The organism is Mycolicibacterium elephantis DSM 44368, assembly GCF_004014805.1.
Taxonomy (GTDB): domain Bacteria; phylum Actinomycetota; class Actinomycetes; order Mycobacteriales; family Mycobacteriaceae; genus Mycobacterium; species Mycobacterium elephantis.
Genome location: NZ_ATDN01000009.1, coordinates 43,648 through 66,749 on the forward strand (window position 1 = coordinate 43,648; position 23,102 = coordinate 66,749).

At 69.3% G+C, this 23,102-nt stretch carries 20 protein-coding genes, 1 tRNA gene and 1 pseudogene; 12 read left to right on the plus strand and 10 right to left on the minus strand.

The window, feature by feature from the left end; translation table 11 throughout:
* Positions 1 to 294: 294 nt before the first annotated feature.
* On the minus strand, positions 295 to 1,152 hold the full coding sequence (locus tag MELE44368_RS07870) for an HAD-IB family hydrolase (protein ID WP_128107997.1): 858 nt from the start codon (positions 1,150 to 1,152) through the stop codon (positions 295 to 297).
* Between the two features lie 418 nt (positions 1,153 to 1,570).
* Between MELE44368_RS07870 and ssd the strand changes: the two genes are divergently transcribed.
* The 7 genes from ssd to MELE44368_RS27015 are packed head-to-tail and all read left to right on the plus strand — an operon-like array spanning position 1,571 to position 6,166.
* Complete coding sequence (gene ssd, locus MELE44368_RS07875) at positions 1,571 to 2,653, plus strand: septum site-determining protein Ssd (RefSeq protein WP_128107998.1); 1,083 nt, start codon at positions 1,571 to 1,573, stop codon at positions 2,651 to 2,653.
* Positions 2,650 to 3,825: a TadA family conjugal transfer-associated ATPase gene (locus MELE44368_RS07880; RefSeq protein ID WP_128107999.1), complete on the plus strand. Its 1,176-nt coding sequence runs from the start codon at positions 2,650 to 2,652 to the stop codon at positions 3,823 to 3,825. Before ssd ends, MELE44368_RS07880 begins: the two co-directional genes overlap by 4 nt.
* Positions 3,822 to 4,622, plus strand: coding sequence for a type II secretion system F family protein (locus MELE44368_RS07885; protein ID WP_128108000.1), 801 nt, complete (start codon positions 3,822 to 3,824; stop codon positions 4,620 to 4,622). Before MELE44368_RS07880 ends, MELE44368_RS07885 begins: the two co-directional genes overlap by 4 nt.
* Entirely contained in the window at positions 4,619 to 5,191 is a 573-nt protein-coding gene (locus MELE44368_RS07890) for a type II secretion system F family protein (protein ID WP_206613715.1), read from the plus strand. Before MELE44368_RS07885 ends, MELE44368_RS07890 begins: the two co-directional genes overlap by 4 nt.
* Positions 5,192 to 5,215: 24 nt before the next feature.
* Positions 5,216 to 5,419 (plus strand): DUF4244 domain-containing protein, encoded by a 204-nt coding sequence (locus MELE44368_RS07895; protein WP_128108001.1) that lies wholly within the window; start codon positions 5,216 to 5,218, stop codon positions 5,417 to 5,419.
* 23 nt (positions 5,420 to 5,442) lie between these two features.
* A complete protein-coding gene (locus tag MELE44368_RS27010; protein WP_241566516.1) occupies positions 5,443 to 5,742 on the plus strand; it encodes a TadE family type IV pilus minor pilin in 300 nt (99 codons plus the stop codon).
* Positions 5,636 to 6,166, plus strand: a complete 531-nt coding sequence (locus tag MELE44368_RS27015) for an Rv3654c family TadE-like protein (RefSeq protein ID WP_306439138.1) — start codon at positions 5,636 to 5,638, stop codon at positions 6,164 to 6,166. The genes MELE44368_RS27010 and MELE44368_RS27015 overlap by 107 nt, the downstream gene beginning before the upstream one ends.
* Here MELE44368_RS27015 and biuH read toward each other — a convergent pair.
* The 5 genes from biuH to MELE44368_RS07925 form a co-directional block, all read right to left on the minus strand.
* Entirely contained in the window at positions 6,154 to 6,837 is a 684-nt protein-coding gene (gene biuH, locus MELE44368_RS07905; protein ID WP_441338873.1) for a biuret amidohydrolase, read from the minus strand. The genes MELE44368_RS27015 and biuH overlap by 13 nt on opposite strands.
* Positions 6,834 to 7,823: an ABC transporter substrate-binding protein gene (locus tag MELE44368_RS07910; RefSeq protein ID WP_128108003.1), complete on the minus strand. Its 990-nt coding sequence runs from the start codon at positions 7,821 to 7,823 to the stop codon at positions 6,834 to 6,836. The genes biuH and MELE44368_RS07910 overlap by 4 nt, the downstream gene beginning before the upstream one ends.
* Positions 7,824 to 7,832: 9 nt before the next feature.
* Complete coding sequence (locus tag MELE44368_RS07915; protein WP_128108004.1) at positions 7,833 to 9,158, minus strand: aryl-sulfate sulfotransferase; 1,326 nt, start codon at positions 9,156 to 9,158, stop codon at positions 7,833 to 7,835.
* An 80-nt stretch (positions 9,159 to 9,238) separates the two neighbouring features.
* Positions 9,239 to 10,246 carry a PAS domain-containing protein gene (locus MELE44368_RS07920; protein WP_128108005.1) on the minus strand — a complete coding sequence of 336 codons (1,008 nt, stop codon included), beginning with the start codon at positions 10,244 to 10,246 and terminating at the stop codon, positions 9,239 to 9,241.
* A gap of 62 nt (positions 10,247 to 10,308) precedes the next feature.
* Positions 10,309 to 12,633 carry a DNA 3'-5' helicase SftH gene (locus MELE44368_RS07925; RefSeq protein WP_128108006.1) on the minus strand — a complete coding sequence of 775 codons (2,325 nt, stop codon included), beginning with the start codon at positions 12,631 to 12,633 and terminating at the stop codon, positions 10,309 to 10,311.
* A gap of 278 nt (positions 12,634 to 12,911) precedes the next feature.
* Between MELE44368_RS07925 and MELE44368_RS07930 the strand changes: the two genes are divergently transcribed.
* The 3 genes from MELE44368_RS07930 (at position 12,912) to topA (ending at position 16,783) form a co-directional block, all read left to right on the plus strand.
* Positions 12,912 to 13,115: a cold-shock protein gene (locus MELE44368_RS07930; protein ID WP_003882601.1), complete on the plus strand. Its 204-nt coding sequence runs from the start codon at positions 12,912 to 12,914 to the stop codon at positions 13,113 to 13,115.
* Positions 13,116 to 13,243: 128 nt separating this feature from the next.
* Entirely contained in the window at positions 13,244 to 13,834 is a 591-nt protein-coding gene (locus tag MELE44368_RS07935) for a hypothetical protein (protein WP_128108007.1), read from the plus strand.
* A 135-nt stretch (positions 13,835 to 13,969) separates the two neighbouring features.
* A complete protein-coding gene (gene topA / locus MELE44368_RS07940) occupies positions 13,970 to 16,783 on the plus strand; it encodes a type I DNA topoisomerase (protein WP_128108008.1) in 2,814 nt (937 codons plus the stop codon).
* A 102-nt stretch (positions 16,784 to 16,885) separates the two neighbouring features.
* Here the strand turns inward: topA and MELE44368_RS07945 are convergent, their stop codons facing one another.
* Positions 16,886 to 18,478, minus strand: coding sequence for an adenylate/guanylate cyclase domain-containing protein (locus tag MELE44368_RS07945; protein WP_128108009.1), 1,593 nt, complete (start codon positions 18,476 to 18,478; stop codon positions 16,886 to 16,888).
* An 82-nt stretch (positions 18,479 to 18,560) separates the two neighbouring features.
* Between MELE44368_RS07945 and MELE44368_RS07950 the strand changes: the two are divergent.
* Positions 18,561 to 19,777: pseudogene (locus MELE44368_RS07950) on the plus strand (DNA polymerase III subunit delta').
* A gap of 50 nt (positions 19,778 to 19,827) precedes the next feature.
* Positions 19,828 to 19,903, plus strand: a tRNA-Thr gene (locus tag MELE44368_RS07955).
* Here MELE44368_RS07955 and MELE44368_RS07960 read toward each other — a convergent pair.
* From MELE44368_RS07960 to galE, 3 genes are read right to left on the minus strand one after another with little or no spacing between them, the layout of a single operon-like run.
* Positions 19,891 to 20,292 (minus strand): carboxymuconolactone decarboxylase family protein, encoded by a 402-nt coding sequence (locus MELE44368_RS07960; protein ID WP_128108010.1) that lies wholly within the window; start codon positions 20,290 to 20,292, stop codon positions 19,891 to 19,893. The genes MELE44368_RS07955 and MELE44368_RS07960 overlap by 13 nt on opposite strands.
* Positions 20,293 to 20,322: 30 nt before the next feature.
* Positions 20,323 to 22,107, minus strand: a complete 1,785-nt coding sequence (locus tag MELE44368_RS07965; RefSeq protein WP_206613721.1) for a hypothetical protein — start codon at positions 22,105 to 22,107, stop codon at positions 20,323 to 20,325.
* Positions 22,097 to 23,074, minus strand: coding sequence for a UDP-glucose 4-epimerase GalE (gene galE, locus MELE44368_RS07970; protein WP_128108011.1), 978 nt, complete (start codon positions 23,072 to 23,074; stop codon positions 22,097 to 22,099). The genes MELE44368_RS07965 and galE overlap by 11 nt, the downstream gene beginning before the upstream one ends.
* Positions 23,075 to 23,102 lie beyond the last annotated feature (28 nt).

Sequence of the window (23,102 nt, forward strand, 5' to 3'; positions counted from 1 at the left end):
ACGGCTGCAACCCCACCCAAAGGGTTGTCGAGGCCGTCCGCTTTTCGCAAATACGCAGGCCCGCAACACTTCTGCCTATTTCGCGGCATGTGCTCCGCGTGGGTACTCGGAACCCGTGCTAGGAGCTTGGTTCGGGAGTCCGAGCCTTCTCTTCCGGCTCGGCCTTGGCCTCGCCAAGCTTCCGTGCTTCCTTTGTACCCCGTGACCGCGGTCACAGCAAGGGCCAAATGACGCAGCGGTTCCGGATCGTTATGCGCCCCGAATCGGGTGCCCGCCGCGGGGCGGAATCGGTGTTCAGAACGCGAAACGGCGCAGCAGCGAATAGGTCAGCGCGCCGGCCGCCAGTGCGCTGACGCCGACCGCTGCGGTGGTGGCCATCGCGGCGCCCGACGGCGCGGGAATGCGGTCGCGCAACGACACCGGCCTGGAGAAAATCAGCACCGGCCAGCCGCGCGTGGCGGCTTCTTTGCGCAGGGCGCGATCCGGGTTTACCACGGTCGGGTGGCCGACGATTTCCAGCATCGGCAGATCGGTGATCGAGTCGGAATAGGCGTAGCAGTGTTCCAGTGCGTAGCCCTCGCGGGTGGCGAGCTGGCGAATCGCCTCGGCTTTGCCTTCGCCAAAGCAATAGAACGCGATCCCGCCGGTGTAGCGGCCGTCTTCGACGACCATCCGCGTCGCCATGGCGTGGGTCGCACCGAGCGCGCGGGCGATCGGCGCGGCGATCTCTTCCCCTGACGCCGAGACAATGACGACGTCGCGGCCGAACAACTTGTGATCGGCGATCAGATCGGCGGCTTCGGCGAACACCAACGGGTTGACGATGTCGTGCAGCGTCTCGCCGACGATCGACTTCACCTGCTCGACGTCCCAGCCCGCGCACATGTTCGTCAGGTAGCTACGCATCCGGTCCATCTGGTCGTGGTCGGCCCCGGACATCAGAAAAAGAAACTGCGCATAGGCCGACTTCAAAACGGCCCGCCGATTGATTAGCCCTTGGTTGAAGAAGGGTTTGCTGAACGCTAACGTGCTCGATTTCGCGATCACCGTCTTGTCGAGGTCGAAGAACGCCGCGGTCTTGACGGGCTCGCCGGCAGGTGCCGCCGACTGCGGAACTGTCAACCGTTCGGTTGACGGCTGCGGTTCGGTCACGGCGCCAGCATAGGTCGGGTCGCGTGACACACGCCGAGCCTCCGGACAAAGTGGCAGTTCACGAAGGTAGCCGCCACGGTCGCCTGCCCTGCTTTTCTGTGCTTTCTTCAGCAAGTAATCCTTGCGTCGATCCGCACTGGCGTGTGTATAGTGAGCGTTACCCGGCCTACGTCGGGTGTGCATCAGCCCGACCCCCCGGGGCTGATACACGACGACCTCCGCCTCCTCCCCCCCTGGCGGGGGTCGTCTCTTTTTCCACGTCCTTTCGCAACGCGGATATGTTGCGCCGCCACTCGACGTTGCGGAACGCGATTTTCGCCTCGCCGGTGAGCCCGCGGGCTATCCACATCTGCAAACTCATCCACAGATTCGGGTGTGCTCATGGCGCGGTCTGGGGTTTGCCCGACAGGGTGGATTCATGGCCAGCACCCAAGGCATCCTCGCGCTGATCGACGACCCCGCCCTGCGCGGTGACGTCGACCGGGTGTGCGCCGCCGTCGGCCTGCAGGCCGTCCATGCCGCCGAGCCGTCGAGCCGCAAGGTGTGGGCCGGCGCGGCGGCCGTGCTGCTCGATGTGCTGGCCGCTCACCGGTGCGCGCAACGGGCCCTGCCCCGTCGCAACCGCGTCGTGTTGGTGGGGCGACGCGAACCGATCGCCGCCGACTGGGAAGCCGCGATCGCGGTCGGGGCGCAACGGGTGATCACGCTGCCCGAGCAGGACGCCGAGCTGATGGCCGAGCTGGCCGACGCCGCCGAGGCGGTCCGTGATGATGCGCCGCGCGGAGCGGTGCTCGCGGTGATCGCCGGGCGCGGCGGCGCGGGCGCCTCGGTGTTCGCTACCGCACTGGCCCGCACAGCGTCGCAGTCCACGAAAGCCGCCGAGGCCTTGCTCGTCGACGTCGACCCGTGGAGCGGAGGCATCGACCTTGTGCTGGGCAGCGAAGCCGATCCCGGGCTGCGCTGGCCGGACCTGCTGTTGCAAGGCGGTCGGCTAACCTACGCCGCGCTGCGCGACGCGCTGCCGCACCGTGCCGGGGTGACCGTGTTGTCGTGTGCCCGCACCGGCGGTGACATCGATCCCGCACCGCTGGCGGCGGTGCTCGAGGCCGGCAGCCGCGGCGGTGTGACCGTGGTCTGCGACGTACCGAGACGATCGACCGCGGCCGCCGAGACGACGCTGGCCTCCGCCGATCTTGTCGTTGTCGTCGTGCCGGCCGACGTGCGTTCGTGCGCTGCGGCGGCGGCGGTGGCGCGGTGGGTCACGACGGTCAACCCGAACGCGGGCGCGGTGGTGCGCGGACCCGCGCCCGGCGGCCTGAGGCCACGTCAGGTCGCCGAGATCGTCGAGCTGCCGTTGTTGGCCGCGATGCGTCCGCAGCCCGCGGTGGCGCGCATCCTCGAGCGCGACGGTCTGCGCCTGCGACGACAGTCTCCGCTGGCCGTCGCCGCCGGCCGGGTGCTCGCCGTGGTGCGCGAGCATTCCGTGGTGGAGGCGGCATGAGCGCCTCGCTGATCGACCGGGTCCGGGAGCGGCTCGCCGCCGAAGCGCTGAGCGCCGCGGCACTGCGCCCGAACGTCGTCGCCGAAGCGATTCGGGCCGAGTCCGGTGGCCTGCTCGGCGACAGCGAGGTGCTGCGCGGCCTGCAGCTGGTGCAGACCGAGCTCGCCGGCGCTGGTGTGCTGGAGCCGCTGCTGCGCGCCGAAGGCACCACCGATGTCCTGGTGACCGCGCCCGATGCGGTGTGGGTGGACGCCGGCGACGGCTTGCGCCCCAGCGAGGTTCGATTTTCCGACGAGGCGGCGGTGCGCCGGCTGGCGCAGCGTCTGGCCTTGGCGGCGGGCCGGCGCCTCGACGAGGCCCAACCATGGGTGGACGGTCAGTTGAGCGGGCTGGGCACCGGGGAGTTCACCGTGCGGCTGCACGCGGTGCTGCCTCCGGTCGCCGTCGGCGGCACGTGCATTTCGCTGCGGGTGTTGCGGCCCGCCACCCAGGACCTCGCGGCGCTCGGCCGCGCCGGCGCCATCGACCCCTCGGCAGCGGCGCTGCTCGACGGCATCATCCGCGCGCGGCTGGCCGTGTTGATCTCGGGCGGCACGGGCGCGGGAAAGACAACCCTGTTGGCGGCGCTGCTGGGGTCGGTGCCCGCCCACGAACGCATCGTCTGTGTGGAGGACGCCGCCGAACTCGCCCCCGCCCATCCGCATCTGGTCAAGTTGGTGGCGCGGTGCCCCAACGTCGAAGGCGCCGGCGAGGTGGGGGTGCGAGAGCTGGTGAGGCAGGCGTTACGGATGCGTCCGGACCGGATCGTCGTGGGTGAGGTCCGCGGCGCCGAAGTGGTCGACCTGCTCGCGGCGCTCAACACCGGTCATGACGGCGGCGCGGGCACCGTGCACGCCAACAGTCCCGCCGAGGTGCCGGCCCGGCTCGAGGCGCTGGCGGCCGTCGGTGGGCTCGACCGCGCGGCCCTGCACAGCCAACTCGCCGCGGCGGTCCAAGTGGTTGTGCACGTCAGCCGCGGCCGTTCCGGCCGCCGAAGGCTCACGGAGATCTCGGTGCTCGAGCGCGGGCCCGACGGCACGGTGCGTGCCGTGCGCGCATGGCACGTCGACGGCGGATCCGGTTGCGGCGCGGAACGACTGCGGAGACTGATCGAAGAACGGCGATCATCATGAGCGGCGCGGCACTGGCCCTCGCGCTCGCCCTGGTGGTCGCACCCGAACCCTCCCGGCGCGTCACGATGCAGCACCGAGCACCCGGCCGGTCGTCGACATCGTCGGCACGGACCCGGCTCATGGCGCTGGGATGCCTGGCGGTGGCCACCGTGCTGGTCATGATCGTCGCGCCGCCCGGTCTCGTGGTGGCCGCCGGCACGGTGGCCGTCACCGCGGAAGCCCGTCGTCGCCGTCGGGTCCGCAACCGGCGCAGCGCATCGGAAGCCGCCGCGCTGCAGGGTGCGTTGGACGTGCTCGTCGGTGAACTGCGGGTGGGTGCGCATCCGGCGACCGCCTTCGAGACGGCCGCCCGGGAAGTCGACGGTGGCATCGCCGCGTCCTTGCGCACCGTCGCCGCGCGGGCCCGGATGGGCGCCGACGTCGCCGCGGGGTTGCGTAGTGTCGCGCATCGGTCGGCGCTTTCCGCGCACTGGAACCGTCTGGCGGTGTGTTGGCAGCTGGCCCAGACCCACGGCCTGGCGATCGCGACGCTGATGCAGACTGCGCAGCGCGACATCGTTGAGCGCGAACGGTTCTCGACTCAGGTCAGCGCCGCCATGGCGGGTGCGCGCACTACGGCCGCGGTGCTGGCCGGGCTGCCGGTGGCCGGGGTCGGCCTCGGGCAGATGATCGGCGCCGATCCGTTGGGCCTTCTGTGCTCCGGCGGCGCGGGTCAGTGGCTGACGGCGATCGGGGCGGCGCTGGTCTGTGCCGGCCTGGCGTGGTCGGACCGGATCACCGATCGAGTGCTGAAATGACTACAGCGGCACTGCTTCTCGCGGCGGTCCTGCTGGTCGGGCCGGGCGCCGCCCGCACACTTCCGGCGGTGGAGGCACCGAACCCGGCGGCGATCCAACCGCATCGTGGTCGACCGGACCCGCTCGCCGCCGCATCCGCGCTCGACGTGTTCGCCGCCTGCCTGCAGTCCGGGATGGCGGTGTCGGCGGCGGCCGAGGCGTCGGCGACGCTCGCCCCGACCCACCTCGGGCGGTTGCTGACCCGGGCTGCGCAGCTGTTGGCATTGGGTGCCGATCCGGCGTTGGCCTGGTCGGACCCCGCGGGACACCGGGATCGACACACCGACGCGCTGCTGCGGCTGACGCGGCGATCGGCGTCGTCGGGTGCCGCACTGGCCGACGGCGTCACGGATCTGGCCGGCCGCACGCGCGACGACGCCGCCGCCGACGCCCGCGCGGCGGCCGAGCGGGCCTCGGTGTTGATTGCCGGACCCTTGGGGTTGTGTTACCTGCCGGCGTTTGTGTGCCTGGGCATTGTGCCGGTGGTCGCCGGATTGGCCGACGACGTATTGCGCTCCGGGGTCTTGTGATTCAACAGGGAGAAAGGAAATCCGATGCTGGCGAGAAAGATTCGGGCAGCCCAGGCGCAGCTTGCGATGCTGCTGGTCGACGAGGACGGCATGTCCACCGTGGAGTACGCGATCGGCACCGTGGCTGCCGCGGCGTTCGGCGCCATCCTGTACACCGTGGTCACCGGCGACTCGATCGTCAGCGCGCTGACGAACATCATCAACCGCGCGCTGAGCACCAACGTCTAGGGGAGGAGCGCGGGGGTGCGACGGTGGAGGCGGCGTTCGCGCTCGCGGCGCTCGTCGCGGTCCTGATCCTGTGCGTGGCCGGGCTCACTGCGGTGTCGATGCACATCCGCTGTGTCGATGCGGCACGAGAGGCCGCCCGGCTCGCGGCGCGCGGCGACGACGGGGCCGCGGCGGCGCGCAGCGTCGCACCCGACGGCGCAATGGTGGGTGTGCGGCGTGAAGGCGGATGGGTGGTCGCGACGGTCAGCGCGCGATCGGCGCTGTTACCGGGCATCACCGTCGCGGCGCGGGCGGTGGCGGCGGCGGAACCCGGCGCGCGGTGAGGACGGCTCGGCGACGTTGGTGGGTGTCGCGGCGATGGCGGTGCTGTTGGCGGTCACCGTCGGCGCGGTGTACGTCGGCGCGGCGGTGATCGGTCGGCACCGTGCACAGGCGGCCGCCGACCTGGCGGCGTTGGCGGCGGCGAGTTCCATGGTCGACGGCTCGGCGGCGGCGTGCAGCCGGGCAACCGAGATCGCGCACGCAATGGACGCGACGGTCGCCCACTGCGCAGTGGAGAACCTGGACGTCGTGGTGGCCGTGGATGTCGACGTTTCGGTGGGACGGCTGGCGGTGGGCCCGGCGCGCGCCGTCGCCCGGGCAGGTCCGGTCGAGACAAACCACGCAGCTTCCTCGAAACTGCAGCTACTGCGGAAAAGTGCGAGTAGCACACACAATAACGGCAGTCTCGACGCTCATACGGGGTGACGCAGGGCCGCCAGGAAGTTCGCGGAGGTGGCCACCGCACCGAAGACCCCACCCGACATGGTGACCATCTTCAGCGCGGCGCGGTAGTTCTCGTCGTCGACGGCGGCGGTGCAGTCGGCAAGGAGCAGGCACTCGAAACCGCGATCGTTGGCCTCCCGCATCGTCGTGTGCACGCACACATCGGTCGTCAGACCGGTCAACACGAGGTGGGTGATCCCCCGACGCAGAAGCAGCACATGCAGATCGGTCGCAAAAAAGGCGCCCTTACCGGGTTTGTCGACGACGGGTTCACCGTCCAGTGGCTGCAGTTCGGGGATGATCTCCCAGCCGGGTTCGCCACGCACCAGAATCCTGCCACGCGGACCCGACGACCCGATCTCCGCGCCCACGCGCCGGGACCGCCACCGCTTGGTCGCGGGCAAATCGGACAGGTCGGCCCGGTGCCCCTCGCGGGTGTGGATCACCGTGAGACCGGCCTGCCGTGCCGCGGCCAGCACGGTGACGGCGGGGCCTACGGCCTGGCGCAGCCGAGCGATGTCGTAGCCCATCCGGTCCACATAGCCGCCCGGCGCACAGAAGTCGCATTGCCAATCGATCATCAGCAGCGCTGTCCGGGACGGCGCGATCCGGTCGTCGTATGGCCAGTCGTACGGCCGCGCAGCGACGTTCACTCGGTCGAGTGATCGCAGGCCGGCCCGACGCTCGACGACTCGGCGAGGGCTTGTTCGTCGAATGCCGCGGCGAAGTCGGGTACCCCGTCTCCCTCCGGAATGTTGCCCTCGGCGACCGCCCACGTAGCCAGGGTGTGCAGGCCGTCGGCGGCGGGCTGATCCAACACCAGCTCGTAGTGATAGCCGGACACCACATCACCCAGCGTGCTTCCCTGAAGGCCGGTCGCCTCACCAACGGCGTTGACCGCGCGTGGATTTGACTCCTCCAGCAATGTCGAGGCGCACTGCAGCGCTGCGAGCAGCCGGGTGATCTGGTCTCGTCTGCTGTCGAGCACGTCAGTGCGGGTGTTGATGTAGACCCGGCTGGTGTAGGGCGGGTCGCTGCGGAACACCACCGCGTCGTCGGCCCAGGCTTCACTGATCTGCGTGGCGTAGGGCTCGAAGATGGCGGCCGCGTCGATGTCCCCGCGTGTCAGCGCGGTGCGCAGCTCGGGCGGGGCCACTTGGACCAGCTCGGCTGACACACCGTGTTCGGCGAGTGTGGTGGCAGCCATGTAGTGCGCGCTTGTTCCGAACGTCGTACCGACCCTGCGCCCGTTGAGATCTGACAGGCTGGTGATGCCCCGTCGGCCGTCGGCGATGATCCGCATGTTGTTGTGGTAGGCACTCTGCGCCAGCACCCGCACGTCATCGGAGGCGATGATCCCCGCCGACGTCGGCGCATCCGCGGCCGTCACGACGTCCACTGCGCCTCCGGCGAGGCTTTCCATCGCGGCCGCCCCCGAGGCGAAGTTCACCACGTCGACCTGAACGCCGGCCCGCTGAAAGAGGTCGAATGCCTCGGCGACGGGCACCTGCGCCCACGCGGGGTCGACCACCACGCCCAGGCTCAGCCGCGGATTCTCAACGGATGACGTTGCACCGCAGCCGGCCAACACGAGCACCGACAACACCACGACCACGGTTTGTCGCAGAAGAGTTTTCACGGCACACCTTCACTCGGGCGGGCTGGGGCGCAGGTCGACCGACCGCAGCGACGTGCGCGGCGTCCCGGCGGGAGTCCATTCGAAAGGAACCGCCTGCGACCGATACACCAGCGACGTCAACGTGAGCCGGTCGACTCCCGCGACCCTGGGTTGTTTGACTTCGGGTTCACCGGCCACGCCGTACCCCGCATACGGGCTGTGGTACTCCCACACCACGTCCCCGCCGGCAGTCACCTGGAAGATTCGGCCCGCCATGCCCTCGGTGATCAGCGTGTTGCCGTTGGGCAGCCGCTGGGCGTTGCTCACGAACGAGCTGAAGAAAGTCCACGACGGCAGCCCGGAGTCCTCGGCCGTGTACTGCCAGACGATCTCTTGCGTGCTGGGGTCTATTTCGAGAACCCTTGATCCGGCGTAGATTCCGATGCCGGCGGGCGGGTAGCCCGCACCACCCTGGTTGTCGAACACCAGGATGTTGCCCGCGCCGGGTAGGCCGGGCGCGATCAGGTGCGGGTTGTGCTGGCCACAGATCTGGTCGAGCGGACGCGGCACCTTGTGCGCGTTGATGCGCTGGTGCTGTGCGCCTGCCGGGTCGTCGAAGTAGGGCCCCAGTTTCCAGTTCACCGCCCCCGACGACTTGTCGATCAGGGCGACGATGTTGGCCTTGCGGAGGCTGACCAGGATGTTGTCGGGATGAAAGACGCTGTCGGCTTGCTCGACGTGCCAGCGGTTGGGGCCAAGGGATTTGGCGCTGTTCATCTCCAGATAACCCCAGGGGTCCTCGGGGTCGCGGTCCACCGTCGCACGTAGCGCGGCCCAGCCGTCCGCGGAGAAACCGAACTCGTCGAGATGGTCACCGGCCAGCCAGCTCCACACGATCTCGCCGTCGGGGGCCACCTCGTACAGACCTTGATCGCCGACGACGTGGTCGCCAAGGCCGGGCACCACCCGCGGTGCCGTCACCAGGATCAGCCAGTTGCCGTTGGGGAGCAGCTCCCAGTCGTGGTTCTGCCGGGCCGCCCCGCCGGGCGCCTGCCCACCCCACTCCCACACGCGTTCGCCGTCCCAACTGAGCTGGCCGATGGTGCCGTTCGCGTAGATCCCGCCGAGGGCGTCTCCGCTGTCTGACAGCTGCACCCCGACGTCGCCGAGGCGTCCGCCGTTGAGCGCCGGGTCGAGGATTCGCGGCGGCACCCCGGCATACGGCCATTCGTGGACGACGGTGCCGGTGAGGTCGATCAGCCGGGTGACCGAATCAGCCCCGGTGAACAGGACATAGCTGTGGTAGACACGGTCCGGGTCGAGATAGGTGACGCCGGCCAGACGAACGAATGACATTCGGGTCAGCGTTGCCGACGCCGCGCGGTGGGGGAACCGTCCCGATCGGCGTGATCGAAACCCTTGGCCGGACGCGCGGGCTAATCCGCGGGAATCTCGTCGGCACTGGGTTGACGCAGCATCGTCAGCCCGGCGTAGGTGTCGTCGTCGAGTCCGATCCGGTTGACTGTGACGTGCACCGGTGTCCATCCGCCGTCGGGAGCGGCCATCCGCAGCACACCGGAGGCGGTGCCCGAGGCGAATTGCTTTGCCATCTCTTCCATTCGGGAGCGGTCGTCGGGATGCACGGAGTGCTCACCGGCCAGGCTGGCGCGCCAGTTGAAGAACGGCGCCGGATCGTCGAGCCACTTGAGCAGAGTCCAATCCGTCAGATCGACCAACGCGCGATGCACGCCGGGCTGGGCCAGCCCGGCAAGGATCCGCTGGGCCAGATCGTCCTGCCTGCCGGCCTCCTCGTCGCGCTCGGCACGCCAGTTCATCGCCCGCGACAGCAGCCGTTCGCCGTCGCCGTCGTCGGGTTCGAGCACCGCCCGGACCACGAACCCGACGGTGATCCGCTCGCCGCGGTAATCGGTCACATCCCAGGTGCTGCAGAACGTCGCCCCGGGCTCACGCCGGATCACCATCGACAGCACCTTGGCCTCGCTCGGGTTCAGGTCCCGCTTGGGCAGGTCGTCGGCGAACGTGCGGCCGTGCGTCGGCTCCCGATCGGGGTCCCACCCGCTGTTGGCCAACGATTCGGGCGTGGCGGTCGCGACCCCGCTGTCCAGATCCCACACCAGCGGGCCGACCACCGGCCGTTCCGGCGGCTCCATATCGGGTGGCCCCACCCACACCTGGACGCCGTGGATCCGCCCGTCGGTCAGCTGCACGACCTCGGTGCGGATCACGCGGTCATTCTTCGGGGTGATGCTGGACAGCCCCTGGCCGGCGCGGACCGTCTCGCCGATCGCCGTCTGGATGGCCATGAGGTGGGGATTGCGCCGCAGGAAGGTGCTGATGGGAACCAGGTTATGGGTGCGACGCCCCTGGGCGACCACCACGGGCTCGGTGCCAAGGGTCTCCACGAGCAGCCAGTCGTGGGTCATGTGGGCCACCTTACCGGCGCTCCGCTGCCCCGAACCGCCAGCCCGACCTTTCCGCTGACTCATCAACGCGCACCGCGAAGTTCGTTCAGCACCAACCGCAACACCCGCACCGCGCCGTCTTTGTCCAACGGATCATTTCCGTTGCCGCACTTCGGGGATTGCACGCACGACGGGCAGCCGGACGGGCACTCGCACGCCTCGATGGCCGCGGCCGTCGCCGACCACCAGGTGTCGATACGCCGGAAACCGCGGTCGGCGAACCCGGCGCCGCCGGGGTGGCCGTCGTAGACGAAAATCGTTGGCAACCCGTGGACGGGGCCGACCGCCGTCGACACCCCGCCGATGTCGCCGCGGTCACAGCTGGCGATCAGCGGCAACAGGCCGATGGCGGCATGCTCGGCGGCGTGCAGCGCCCCAGGAATCCGCAGCGGATCTAATCCGTTGCGCTGCAGGGCCTCGGGCGTGATCGTGCACATGACCGCGGTGGTGTCCAAGGTGCGTGTCGGCAGGTCCAGTTCGACGAAGTCGATCACCTCGCCGCTCATCCTTCGGCGCAGGTAGCCGATCACCGTATTGGTGACCGCGACCGGTACCAGCCCAGTGGTGACTTCTCCGTGTGCTTCTCGCTCGCCATCGCCGGTGACCGCGATGTCGGTCAGCTCCCGGGCGAACGTCGTGTACCCGGGATCGTCGGCGTGGACGAACGCCACCCCGTCCTCGAGGTCCAAGGAGTCCACGATGTAGCTCTCCCCCTGATGCAGATAGACCGCGCCGGGATGAACCGACGCGTACGCCTGGCCCACCCCCGTGCTGCCCAGCATCCGGCCCGTTCCGGCCTCCAAGATGGCGATCTGGCCGCCGGTGGAGCCCCGAATGTCCACCGCCGGATGAGGATCGACGCCGGGAGCCGGGAAGTAGCCGTTCGCACGCCGGCGCAGCAGCCCGTCGTCGACGAGCGCCTCGGCCACCGACTCCGCGTCCCACATCCGCACCTCCGCATCGGTCAGCGGGAGTTCAGTTGCCGCGCAGAGCAGTTGTGGGCCGAGCACGTACGGGTTGGTCGGGTCGATGACGACCCGTTCGATGGGCTTGTCCAACAGCGCCGCCGGGTGGTGCACAAGGTAGGTGTCCAGCGGGTCGTCGCGGGCGATGAGCACGATCAGCGCCCCCTGCCCTCGGCGCCCGGAGCGGCCGGCCTGCTGCCAGAACGATGTCACGGTACCGGGAAACCCGGCCAGCACCACCGCGTCCAGGCCGGCGATGTCGACGCCCAGCTCCAACGCGTTGGTCGTCGCCAGGCCGCGCAGTTCACCGTCGGCCAGTGCCTGTTCCAGGGCGCGCCGGTCCTCGGCCAGATAGCCGGCCCGGTACGACGCCACCCGGTCGGTCAGGTCCGGCGCCAGTTCCTCCAGTCGGGACCTGGCGCCCAGCGCGGTGAGTTCGGCACCCCGGCGCGACCGCACGAACGTCAGCATGCGGGCGCCCTCGGCGACCAGGCGGGCCATCACCTGCGCGGCCTCCGCGCCCGCGGAACGTCGTACCGGCGCGCCGTTTTCGCCGACCAGATCCAGCAGCAACGGCGGCTCCCACAGCGCGACGGTGCGCGCCCCCTGCGGCGACCCGTCCTCGACGATCTCGGCGACGGTCTGCCCGATCAGCTCTGACGCGGTGACCGCGGGCTCGGATGTGGTGGCGCTGGCGAAGATAACCGTGGGCATCGAACTCGTCGGCGAGTAACGCGCACACAGCCGCAGCAGCCGGCGCAGCACCATCGCCACATTGGAGCCGAAAAGGCCGCGGTAATAATGGCATTCGTCGACGACGATGTAGCGCAGGTTGCGCAGGAACACCGCCCAGCGGGCGTGGTTGCGCAGCAACGACAAATGGATCATGTCGGGGTTGGAGAAGATCCACCGTGATCGCTCCCTGGCGAAGCGCCGGACATAGGAGGGGCTGTCACCGTCGTAGGAACTGGGTGCGACGTCCGGTATCGGCACCGCCTCGGTGAGCGCCACCGCCGCGCGCAGTTGGTCGTGACCCAGCGCCTTCGTCGGTGAGAGGTACAGCGCCCGCGCCCGCGAATCAGCCCGCAGAGCCGTCAGTATCGGCAACTGGTAGGCCAGCGACTTGCCCGACGCCGTTCCGGTGCTCAGCACGACGTGGCGGCCGTCATGGGCGAGGTCGGCGGCGACGCGCTGGTGCGACCACGGGGCTTCGATACCGCGATCATGGAACGCGCGCACCACATCTGGGTCGGCCCACGGCGGCCAGGTCCGGGGCCGACCCTGACGGGCGGGAAGATCCGCGACGTGACGCAACGGATTGGGCCCGTCAGCGGCGATGTCCTCGACCACGCCGGCGAGTAGCTCGCGGCCGAAATCCGCCATTTTGCGCCCCTCCTGAGAGTCCTCTAGCGCAATTGTGCCCACTTGCTTTGTGCCGAGAACTGTCGCAGCAGCGCGGAACGTGGTTGACTAACGGCGGTCGCAGCTTCTGTGTTCGTGTATTTGCACTCGCAGGATCGATGTTGCGATCGCGGTTCCTGCGAGGGTTGTAGGTCGGGTCGAGTTCCGAGCACTCCACGAAGGATGGCGGTCGGAACCGGCCCGGTGTACCGAACCACGGTGGACCGCACCCGGTGAATAAGAGAAGGAAACAACAGGAAATGCCACAGGGAACTGTGAAGTGGTTCAACGCGGAGAAGGGCTTCGGCTTCATTGCGCCGGAGGACGGATCGGCTGACGTCTTCGTCCACTACACGGAAATTCAGGGCAGCGGCTTCCGCACCCTGGAGGAGAACCAGAAGGTCGAGTTCGAGGTCGGCCAAAGCCCCAAGGGGCCGCAGGCCACGGGTGTTCGGGCCATCTAGAAAGACCAACTCAAACCAGGCAGCACCCCGCGCGAATCCAGAGTCGGACGGCGCGGGGTGTTTGCTTTTGCGTGCCGCTGCGGCCCGGCGGACACGGCTGAGGCGCGAAACTGGCTTACTGTCGGCATGTGAGCCAGCTGTCGTTCTTCTCAGCGGAGTCGGTGCCACCTGCGGTCGCCGACCTGACGGGGCTGCTGGCTGCTCCCGGCCAGGTGGTGCTGGTCGGGTCCGGAGACGACCAGGCCGCGCGCCTTTCGGTGGTCGTCGACGCGATGTGGCGGGCGGAGGGGCTCGCCGAGATGGTGATCGAGGCGGGCCTGCAGCCCGAGATCACCCGCACCGACGAGAACACGCCGCTGGTGCGCACCGCGTTGGACCGCCGGTTGGTCCCGATGGCCGTGGCCTGGACCCGCGGCGCGGTCAAGACGGTGCCGCCGCAGTGGCTGCCCGGCCCCAGGGAACTGCGCGCCTGGACGCTGGCCGCGGGCACCCCCGAAGCCGACCGGTACCTGCTCGGGCTGGATCCGCACGCCCCGGACACGTACGCGCCGCTGGCGTCGGCGATGATGCGGGTCGGCATCGCCCCGACCCTGATCGGCACCCGCGGATCCCGTCCCGCGTTGCGGATCAGCGGGCGCCGGCGGCTATCGCGCCTGGTAGAGAACGTGGGGGAACCGCCCGGCCACGTCGAGGCGTTCCATCAGTGGCCACGCGTCTGACGGTGGTAGACAGGGGGCCAGTTTGCGTCGGCTCGCGTGGGGTGCCAAATTGTCAGTTGCCTTTCCCGGCGAGGATCCATGAGATGCATGGATAGCGCCGCCGGTGGGCAACCGAGAAGTGGAGCGTAGACACAGGTGGTTGACGAGGGCCGCGGCAGCGGCCGCAATGGAAGCGTGCGGCGACTCGTCATAGTCGAGTCGCCTACCAAAGCACGCAAAATTGCCAGTTACCTCGGCTCCGACTACATCGTCGAGTCCTCCCGCGGCCACATCCGCGACCTGCCCAGAAACGCCGCCGACGTGCCCGCGAAGTACAAATCCGAACCGTGGGCGCGCCTCGGGGTGAACGTCGAACAGAACTTCGAGCCGCTCTACATCATCAGCCCGGAGAAGAAGAGCACGGTCAAGGAGCTCAAGGACCTGCTCAAGGACGTCGACGAGCTCTACCTGGCCACGGACGGCGACCGCGAGGGCGAGGCCATCGCCTGGCACCTGCTGGAGACCCTCAAACCGCAGATCCCGGTCAAACGGATGGTGTTCCACGAGATCACCGAACCCGCCATCCGCGCCGCCGCCGAGGACCCCCGCGACCTGGACAACGACCTGGTCGACGCGCAGGAGACCCGGCGCATCCTGGACCGGCTCTACGGCTACGAGGTCAGCCCGGTGCTGTGGAAGAAGGTCGCGCCGAAGCTGTCGGCCGGCCGGGTGCAGTCGGTGGCGACCCGGATCATCGTGCAGCGCGAACGCGAGCGGATGGCGTTCCGCAGCGCCGGCTACTGGGACGTCACCGCCGAGCTGGACGCCAGCGTGTCCGACCCGCAGGCGTCCCCGCCCACGTTCACCGCCAAGCTCAACTCCGTCGACGGGCGCCGGGTGGCCACCGGGCGCGACTTCGACTCGCTGGGCCAGGTCCGCAAGCCCGACGAGGTGGTGGTGCTCGACGAGGCCGCGGCCACCGCCCTGGCCGGCGGCCTGCGCGGCGCCCAGCTCACGGTGTCCTCCGTCGAACAGAAGCCCTACACCCGGCGGCCGTACGCGCCGTTCATGACCTCGACGCTGCAGCAGGAGGCGGGCCGCAAGCTGCGCTTCTCCTCCGAGCGCACGATGAGCATCGCCCAGCGGCTCTACGAGAACGGCTACATCACCTATATGCGCACCGACTCGACCACGCTGTCGCAGTCGGCCATCACCGCCGCGCGCAACCAGGCCCGCCAGCTCTACGGCGAGGAGTACCTGCACCCGTCGCCGCGGCAGTACACCCGCAAGGTGAAGAACGCCCAGGAAGCCCACGAGGCCATCCGTCCGGCCGGTGACGTGTTCGCCACGCCCGGCCAGCTGCACAGCCAGCTCGACACCGACGAGTTCCGGCTCTACGAGCTGATCTGGCAGCGCACGGTGGCCTCGCAGATGGCCGACGCGCGCGGCACCACGCTCTCGCTGCGCATCGCCGGAGCCGCCCCGGCGGCGACATTGGACGGGGGCCAGTCCTCCGTTCACGAGGTGGTGTTCAACGCCAGCGGCCGCACCATCACGTTCCCGGGCTTCTTGAAGGCCTACGTCGAGAGCATCGACGAGCAGGCCGGCGGCGAGGCCGACGACGCCGAGAGCCGGCTGCCGCGGCTCGAGCAGGGCCAGCGCGTTGACGCCAAGGAGCTGACGGCCGACGGCCACACCACCAGCCCGCCGGCGCGCTACACCGAGGCTTCGCTGATCAAGGCGCTCGAGGAGCTCGGTATCGGGCGGCCGTCGACGTACAGCTCGATCATCAAGACCATCCAGGACCGCGGTTACGTGCACAAGAAGGGCAGCGCGCTGGTGCCCTCGTGGGTGGCGTTCGCCGTCATCGGGCTGCTCGAACAGCACTTCAGCCGCCTGGTTGACTACGGTTTCACCGCGGCGATGGAAGACGAGCTCGACGAGATCGCCGCCGGCAACGAGCAGCGGACCAATTGGCTGAAGAACTTCTACTTCGGCGGCGAGCACGGGGTCGAGGACTCGATCGCGCGCTCGGGCGGGCTCAAGAAGCTCGTCGGGGTGAACCTCGAGGAGATCGATGCTCGAGAAGTCAACTCCATCAAGCTGTTCGACGACGACCAGGGCCGGCCGATCTATGTGCGGGTGGGCAAGAACGGGGCGTACCTGGAGCGGATGGTCACCGGTGAGGACGGGCAGCCCACCCCGCAGCGGGCCAACCTCAAGGACGAGCTCACCCCCGACGAGCTGACGCTGGAACTCGCCGAGAAGCTTTTCGCGACACCGCAAGAGGGCCGGCTGCTGGGTATCGACCCGGAGACCGGCCACGAGATCGTCGTCAAGGACGGCCGGTACGGTCCGTACGTCACCGAGGTTCTGCCGGCGCCGCCCGAATCCGAAGGCGGAGAAGACGGTTCGGCGGGCACACCGGCCAAGAAGGGCAAGAAGCCGACAGGCCCCAAGCCGCGGACCGGTTCGCTGTTGCGGTCGATGGACATCGAGACGGTGACGCTGGAAGACGCGTTGAAGCTGTTGTCGTTGCCGCGCGTCGTGGGCGTCGACCCCAACACCGGTGAGGAGATCACCGCGCAGAACGGGCGTTACGGCCCGTATCTCAAGCGCGGCACGGACTCTCGTTCGCTGGCCACCGAAGAGCAGCTGTTCGACATCACGCTCGAGGAAGCGCTGAAGATCTACGCCGAGCCGAAACGCCGTGGCGGACAACGGGCCTCGGCGCCACCGCTGCGTGAGCTGGGCAACGACCCGGCGACGGGTAAACCGATGGTGATCAAGGACGGCCGGTTCGGCCCCTACGTCACCGACGGGGAGACCAACGCGAGCCTGCGCAAGGGCGATGACGTCCTGTCGATCACCGACGAGCGCGCTGCCGAACTGCTCGCCGACCGCCGGGCGCGGGGCCCCGTGAAGCGGAAGAAGGCCGCCAAGAAGAAGGCCCCCACGAAGAAACGCTGACGCCTTCTTGTATGCGCCCAGAGGGACGTTTGGGCGGAAAAGTGCGAGTAAAAGCCACCAAAACGTCGATCTCGGCGCGCGGCGGGGGCGCCAAGCGGGTGATCAGGTACGCACGTCGGCGTCGGCGTCGATCCTCTCCGGCGACCGGTTCACCGGGCGGGCCAACTGCGTCGGGGCGGTGCGGCCCCGCAGCTCCACGACCTCGCCGACGTCCCAGCACAACGCCTCGGCGTCGAGCGCACCGCTGACCGCGACCGCCGACGCCAACACGTGACCCTCCTCGAGCTTGGCCAGCTCGGTCAACCGGGCGGCCTCGTTGACGGGGTCCCCGATCACCGTGTACTCGAAGCGGGCCTTGGCGCCGATATGGCCGGCGATCGCGCGCCCCGCGGACACCCCGATACCGAACTCGGTCTGCCCCAACACTTCGATCAGTTCGTCGTGTAGTTCCCGCGACGCCGCCAGCGCCGCGCCGCACGCGTCGGGATGCTCGATCGGCGCGCCGAAGATCGCCAGCGCGGCGTCGCCCTGGAACTTGTTGACGAACCCGCCGTGGCGGTTCACCGTGTCGACGACGACCCGGAAGAAGTCGTTGAGCAGGTTGACGACGTCGGCGGCCGGAATGGTCGCGGCCAGCTGTGTGGAACCGACGAGGTCGACGAAAAGTACTGCCACATCACGCTCCTGGCCGCCCAGCTCGGTGCCGCGCTCGAGGGCACGACGGGCCACGTCTTCGCCGACGTAGCGACCGAACAGGTCGCGCAGCCGCTGCCGCTCGGCCAGATCGCGGACCATGTCGTTGAATCCGGCCTGCAGCAACCCCAATTCGCTGGCGTCGTAGATCTGCATGTGGGCGTTGTAGTTGCCGCGCTGCACCTCGCCCAGCGCCCACCGCAACTGCCGCAGCGGGTCGGCGATCGACATCGCCACCAGCACCGTGCCCGCCAACCCGACCACCAGCGCGGTGATGGCCAGGATCAGGATCGGCGTGGTGAGGCTGCTGGCGGGCGCGGTGAGGATCTCGAACTTGCTGGCCACCACCGCCAGCACGATCGCCAGGATCGGCACGGCGGTGGACAGCACCCACGTCATCACCTGGCGCAGGATCACGCCCGGCGCGCGGAAATTCTCCGGAACCCCGCCGCGCAGCGCTGCCACGGCCACCGGGCGCAGTATCCGCTCGGACTGCAGGTATCCGATGATCGCCGTCGCGGTGGCGCCCAGCCCGCTGGCCACCGCGATCACCGGCGCCGAGCGGCTGGCCACCGGCCAGCTGGCGACGATGAACACGATCGAACCGAGGAACCAGTTCATCACGTTGATCAGCGACCGGTAGTACGGCATTCTCAGCGCCCTGGTGCGGGCCAGCTCGGTCTCGGCCGGATCCCGGTCCCCGAGCAGCATGTCGCGGCGCTGCCAGCGCATGACCGGGATCAGCAGCCGCAAGCTCAGATACGACGCGACGGTGAACGAGACGAACAGAAAGCCCAAGAACACCGCGAGGTTGAAGACCGGCAGATCCTGCAGCTGCAGGCGGTCCTCGGGCGGCAGGCCGAAGCGCAGAAAGCTGACCACCAGCAGCGCGCCGATGATGTCGGCCTGCAGCATGCCCAGCGTGAACACCGGCCACGGGGTACGCGCCACCCACCGGACGAACGCGCTGATCCGCCCGATCGGTATCGCTTCTGAGGCCACGCGTCAACCGTATCGGGCGTCGGGGACGCAGACGTGGGCTGTGAGACACACGTGTCGGTTCGCAGCACTACTGTTATCGGCGATGACGGGTGTGTTTTCGCGTCTGGTCGGCCAGCACGCGGTGGAAGCCGAGCTTGTGGCCGCTGCGCAGGCTGCACGCGGTGACGCACCTCACAGCGGCGGCTCCGAGACATCCACGCCACACACCATGACCCACGCGTGGCTGATCACCGGCCCGCCCGGGTCGGGCCGTTCGGTGGCGGCGTTGTGCTTCGCCGCGGCGTTGCAGTGCACCTCGGACGGCGTGCCCGGCTGCGGGACCTGTCGCGCCTGCTCGACGACGATGGCGGGCACCCACGCCGACGTGCGCCGGATCATCCCCGAGGGGCTGTCGATCGGGGTCGACGACATGCGCGCGATCGTGCAGATCGCCGCGCGGCGGCCGTCGACCGGGCGGTGGCAGATCGTGCTGATCGAGGACGCCGACCGGCTCACCGAAGGTGCGGCGAACGCGCTGCTCAAGGTCGTCGAGGAGCCGCCGCCGTCGACGGTGTTCCTGCTGTGCGCGCCGTCGGTGGACCCTGAGGACATCGCGATCACACTGCGGTCGCGGTGCAGGCATGTGGCGCTGGTGACGCCGCCGGTGGAGGCCATCGCGAGCGTGCTGATCGAGACCGACGGGTTGCCCGAGGAGCAGGCCCGCTGGGCGGCGTCGGTCAGCGGCGGCCACGTCGGCAGGGCCCGGCGGCTGGCCACCGACGAGGATGCCCGGACGCGCAGGCAGCGAGCGCTGGGGTTGGCGCGCGACGCCGCGACGCCGGCGCGGGCGTACGCGGCGGCCGAGGAGTTGGTGGGGGCGGCGGAGGCCGAGGCCTTGGCGTTGACGGTCGACCGCAACGAGTCCGAGACCGAGGAGTTGCGTACGGGGGGCGGGGGGGGGGGGGCGGGGGCACCGCGGGCACGCTGCGCGGTACCGCCGGAGCGCTCAAAGACCTTGAGCGACGCCAGAAGTCACGCCAGACCCGCGCCTCGCGCGACGCACTGGACCGTGCGCTGATCGATCTGGCCACCTACTTCCGCGACGCGCTGCTGGTGGCCACCGAGGCCCGTGACGTCCAGCCCAACCACCCGGACATGGCCGACCGCGTCGCCGCGATGGCCGCCCACGCCTCACCGGAGAAGCTGCTGCGCTGCATCGAAGCGGTGCTGGACTGCCGCGAGGCGTTGGCCGTCAACGTCAAGCCCAAATTCGCGGTCGATGCGATGGTCGCCACCGTCGGCCAAGCCCTGCGCGACTGAGTTGGGACCACGGCCGGGCCTGCCGTAGACTCGTGCCGCCGCAAAGGCACGCCACCTTAGCTCAGTCGGCAGAGCGGCTCACTCGTAATGAGCAGGTCAGGAGTTCGATTCTCCTAGGTGGCTCCATCGCGACCATCGCGACCATCCGTCGCCGTCAGCACCTCCTTGGCGATCGTCATCGCGGAGTTGGCCGCCGGAAACCCGGCGTAGCCGCTGCAGTGATAGATGACCTCGGCGATCTCGGCGTCGGTGAGGCCGTTGTTGCGGGCGATCTGGAAGTGGATCGACAGCTCGTCGCCGGCGCGCAGCGCGATCAGCGCGCCGAGCGTGACGAGGCTGCGGTCCCGGCGGCTCAGCCCGTCGCGGGTCCACAGCCGACCGAACACGTTGTCCATGGCAAGACCGAGCATCTCACCGCCAAACGAACCCTGGGGCAGCTCGACGTCGCCGTCGGGCAGCACGCCGGGAAGCAGCTCGCGGAAGACTCGAAGACCTTGTTCGCGCACATCTGTCATACCGACAGCGTGGCAGAGCCGGGCTGCCGGTTATCGGGGTGCGACGAACCCGACCGGCCCCGACGCGATGCACACCGACAGCGCGGCCGTGTTGGCGCGCACGTCGATCGCATCGCCTGCCCCCGCCAGCCGCACGTACACCGTGTTCAACCCGGGTCGCACCGGCACCTTGACCTCACCGCCCTCCGACAGCGCCATCGTCATCGACCCGTCGCTGTTGGCCAGGTAGTTGATCTCCGCCGTCCAGTCCGCGGGCAGCAGCGGCCCGTCGAGCGGCATCCGAACCGGCGCATCCGGCTGCACCAGGTACCCGCAGTTGGGCTCCGGTCCCTCCATGATGCTGCGCACCCAGGTGACCTTGGCGTCGACGACATGTCCGCTGCTGTCCAGCATCCGCAGTTCTGTTGTTGCCGAGGCGAACTCGGGGCGCTCGGGCAGCAGCGCGAACATGCGGCTGGCGCGGTTCTCCGGGCCGACGACGCGCTGCAGCACGAGTGGGTCGACCTCCTGGTCGAGCATGGGCGCGCTCGACGTCCTGGCGGCTTCGGCCAGTCCCGCCGCCGCGTTGCGCAGGTATGGGCGCGCCGGGTTGTCGCGCCAGCTGGTCAGAAACGTCGAGGTCGAGTACAGGCTGCTGGCCACGAACGCCACGGCCAGCACACACACCACGACGGTGCGGGGGCGTGAGGCGTCCAGCCAGCCCGAGCTCGCCCGGTTGGGTGCGCACAGGCCGACGGCGGCCAGCAGCGCCAGCACCACCACGAGGTCGGGCAGATACCGCAGCGTCTGCGCCAACTCCAGCGCGGTGAACTGCGATGAGCGCATCAGATAGATCGGGATCTGGCAGGCCGCCGCATAGCCGAGGGCCACCAGCCACACCGGACCGATGCGCTGCTTGCGGGCGAAGCTGACCGCCACCACCGCGGCCAACGCCGCCCAGCCCAACACCATCACCGTCACCGGCGGGGTCCCCCACGGCGACGCCGGCGCCCACCGCTGCCAATTCCACGGGCCTCCAGCCAGACCCGGAACGATGCCGTGGGTCACGGAGCGGCGCAGCAGATCCCACGTCATCGCCACATCGCCGCTCCACCGCTTCTGGTCCACCACGACGAGGTACACCACGACCCACGCCGCTGTCACCGCCACGCACGGCACCCACAGCCGAATCCCGCGCCGCCACACCGTCGTCACCGATCCGGCGCCGGTGACGTGGGCCAACAGCGCGGCGATCGTGAACGCGACGAACGGGATGACCGCGGCCTTCTCGAAGAACAGCAGACCGCCGATGAACACCAGGGTGCCCGTCACCGCGTACCGCCGATTCCCAGTGCGCACCAACAGGATCGCGTCTCCGCACACCCAGGCCAGCGCCGCCAGCATCGGCAGCGAGTTCAGCGCCGCGGCCCACCACGCGAACCCGGGAACGGCCAGCGGAGTGAACAACGCGAACGTCAACGGCGCCAACAGCACCGGGCGCCAGCCGACGATGACGTGCAACGTGCGCAGCAACGCCAGCGATGCCAGCAGCTGCAGCACCACCAAGCTGATCGCCGGCCCGATCCAGTTCAGCGGCGCCAGTCTGGTGATGCCGCCGGCGAGCAGAAACGCCGCGGGCATGACGTGGCCGTCGTGGTCGTCGAACAGGTACTGCGGCGACAGCAGGTTGTGTGTGCCCGCCCGGCCGATCAGGATCAGGTCGTCCCAGTAGAAGTAGCCGCCGAACGCCAGCGTCGCCCTGATGGCCAGCTGCACGACGATCAAGGCCACCGCGGCGCAGGCCACCCGGTTGCGAAGCAGAGACCTAGCCCGGATAGGCCGCTCCCGCCTGCTGACGGGCGACCCACGCCGACCGCACCATCTCTTCGACCGAATGCCGCATCCGCCAGTCGAGGTCCCGGGCGGCCAGGTCTTTCGACGCCACGATGCGGGCCGGATCCCCGGGGCGGCGCGGCCCGACCGTCGGCTCGAAGTCGATGCCGGTGACCTGGCGGATCGCAGTCATGATCTCGCGCACCGAGGTGCCGCTGCCGCTGCCGAGGTTGTACACCGCCTCGACCGGAGCGCCGGCGGCCAGACGCTTGGCCGCGGCGACATGAGCTGCCGCGAGATCCGAAACGTGGACGTAGTCACGCACGCAGGTGCCGTCGGGGGTGGGGTAGTCGTCGCCGTTGATCCTGGGAGTCTCGCCGCGGTAGAGCATGTCGAAGACGACCGGGAACAGGTTGTGCGGGCTGACGTCGAACAGCTCGGGCGAACCGGAGCCCACCACGTTGAAGTAGCGCAGGCTCGTGTGTCGCAGGCCGGTGGCCCGGGCGACGTCGCGCACGATCCACTCGCCGACCAATTTGCTCACCCCGTAAGGCGATTCGGGGGTGGTCGGGGTCTCTTCGGTGACGGTGTCGACGTCGGGGGTGCCGTAGGTGGCGGCGCTGGAGGAGAACACCAGCATGTCGGTGCCGGTGGCCGTCATCGCGTTGAGCAGGTTGACCATGGTCGTGACGTTCTGCTCGTAGGTGCGCAGCGGCTCGCGCACCGAGACGCCCGCGTACTTGAACCCCGCGATGTGAATGACGCCGGTGACGTGGTGGTCACGCAGCGTCTGTGTGACGAGTTCGGTGTCGAGCAGGCTGCCGCGCACCAACGGCACATCGGCCGGGACGAACGACTCCAGGCCCGTGGACAGGTCGTCGATCACCACCACCGCCAGGTCGGCGTCGCGCAGCGCACGCACCACGTGAGAGCCGATGTAGCCGGCTCCGCCGGTCACCAGCCAGGTCATCTGCTCTCCCTCGCGATAGATCGAAGTC

What these genes read in the sequence shown, in the direction of transcription:
- ssd (WP_128107998.1), top strand. Translation starts at nt 1,571, where the DNA reads ATGGCCAGCACCCAAGGCATCCTCGCGCTGATCGACGACCCCGCCCTG.
- MELE44368_RS07880 (WP_128107999.1), top strand. Translation starts at nt 2,650, where the DNA reads ATGAGCGCCTCGCTGATCGACCGGGTCCGGGAGCGGCTCGCCGCCGAA.
- MELE44368_RS07885 (WP_128108000.1), top strand. Translation starts at nt 3,822, where the DNA reads ATGAGCGGCGCGGCACTGGCCCTCGCGCTCGCCCTGGTGGTCGCACCC.
- MELE44368_RS07890 (WP_206613715.1), top strand. Translation starts at nt 4,619, where the DNA reads ATGACTACAGCGGCACTGCTTCTCGCGGCGGTCCTGCTGGTCGGGCCG.
- MELE44368_RS07895 (WP_128108001.1), top strand. Translation starts at nt 5,216, where the DNA reads ATGCTGGCGAGAAAGATTCGGGCAGCCCAGGCGCAGCTTGCGATGCTG.
- MELE44368_RS07915 (WP_128108004.1), bottom strand. Translation starts at nt 9,158, where the DNA reads ATGTCATTCGTTCGTCTGGCCGGCGTCACCTATCTCGACCCGGACCGT.
- MELE44368_RS07920 (WP_128108005.1), bottom strand. Translation starts at nt 10,246, where the DNA reads ATGACCCACGACTGGCTGCTCGTGGAGACCCTTGGCACCGAGCCCGTG.
- MELE44368_RS07925 (WP_128108006.1), bottom strand. Translation starts at nt 12,633, where the DNA reads ATGGCGGATTTCGGCCGCGAGCTACTCGCCGGCGTGGTCGAGGACATC.
- MELE44368_RS07930 (WP_003882601.1), top strand. Translation starts at nt 12,912, where the DNA reads ATGCCACAGGGAACTGTGAAGTGGTTCAACGCGGAGAAGGGCTTCGGC.
- MELE44368_RS07960 (WP_128108010.1), bottom strand. Translation starts at nt 20,292, where the DNA reads ATGACAGATGTGCGCGAACAAGGTCTTCGAGTCTTCCGCGAGCTGCTT.
- galE (WP_128108011.1), bottom strand. Translation starts at nt 23,074, where the DNA reads ATGACCTGGCTGGTGACCGGCGGAGCCGGCTACATCGGCTCTCACGTG.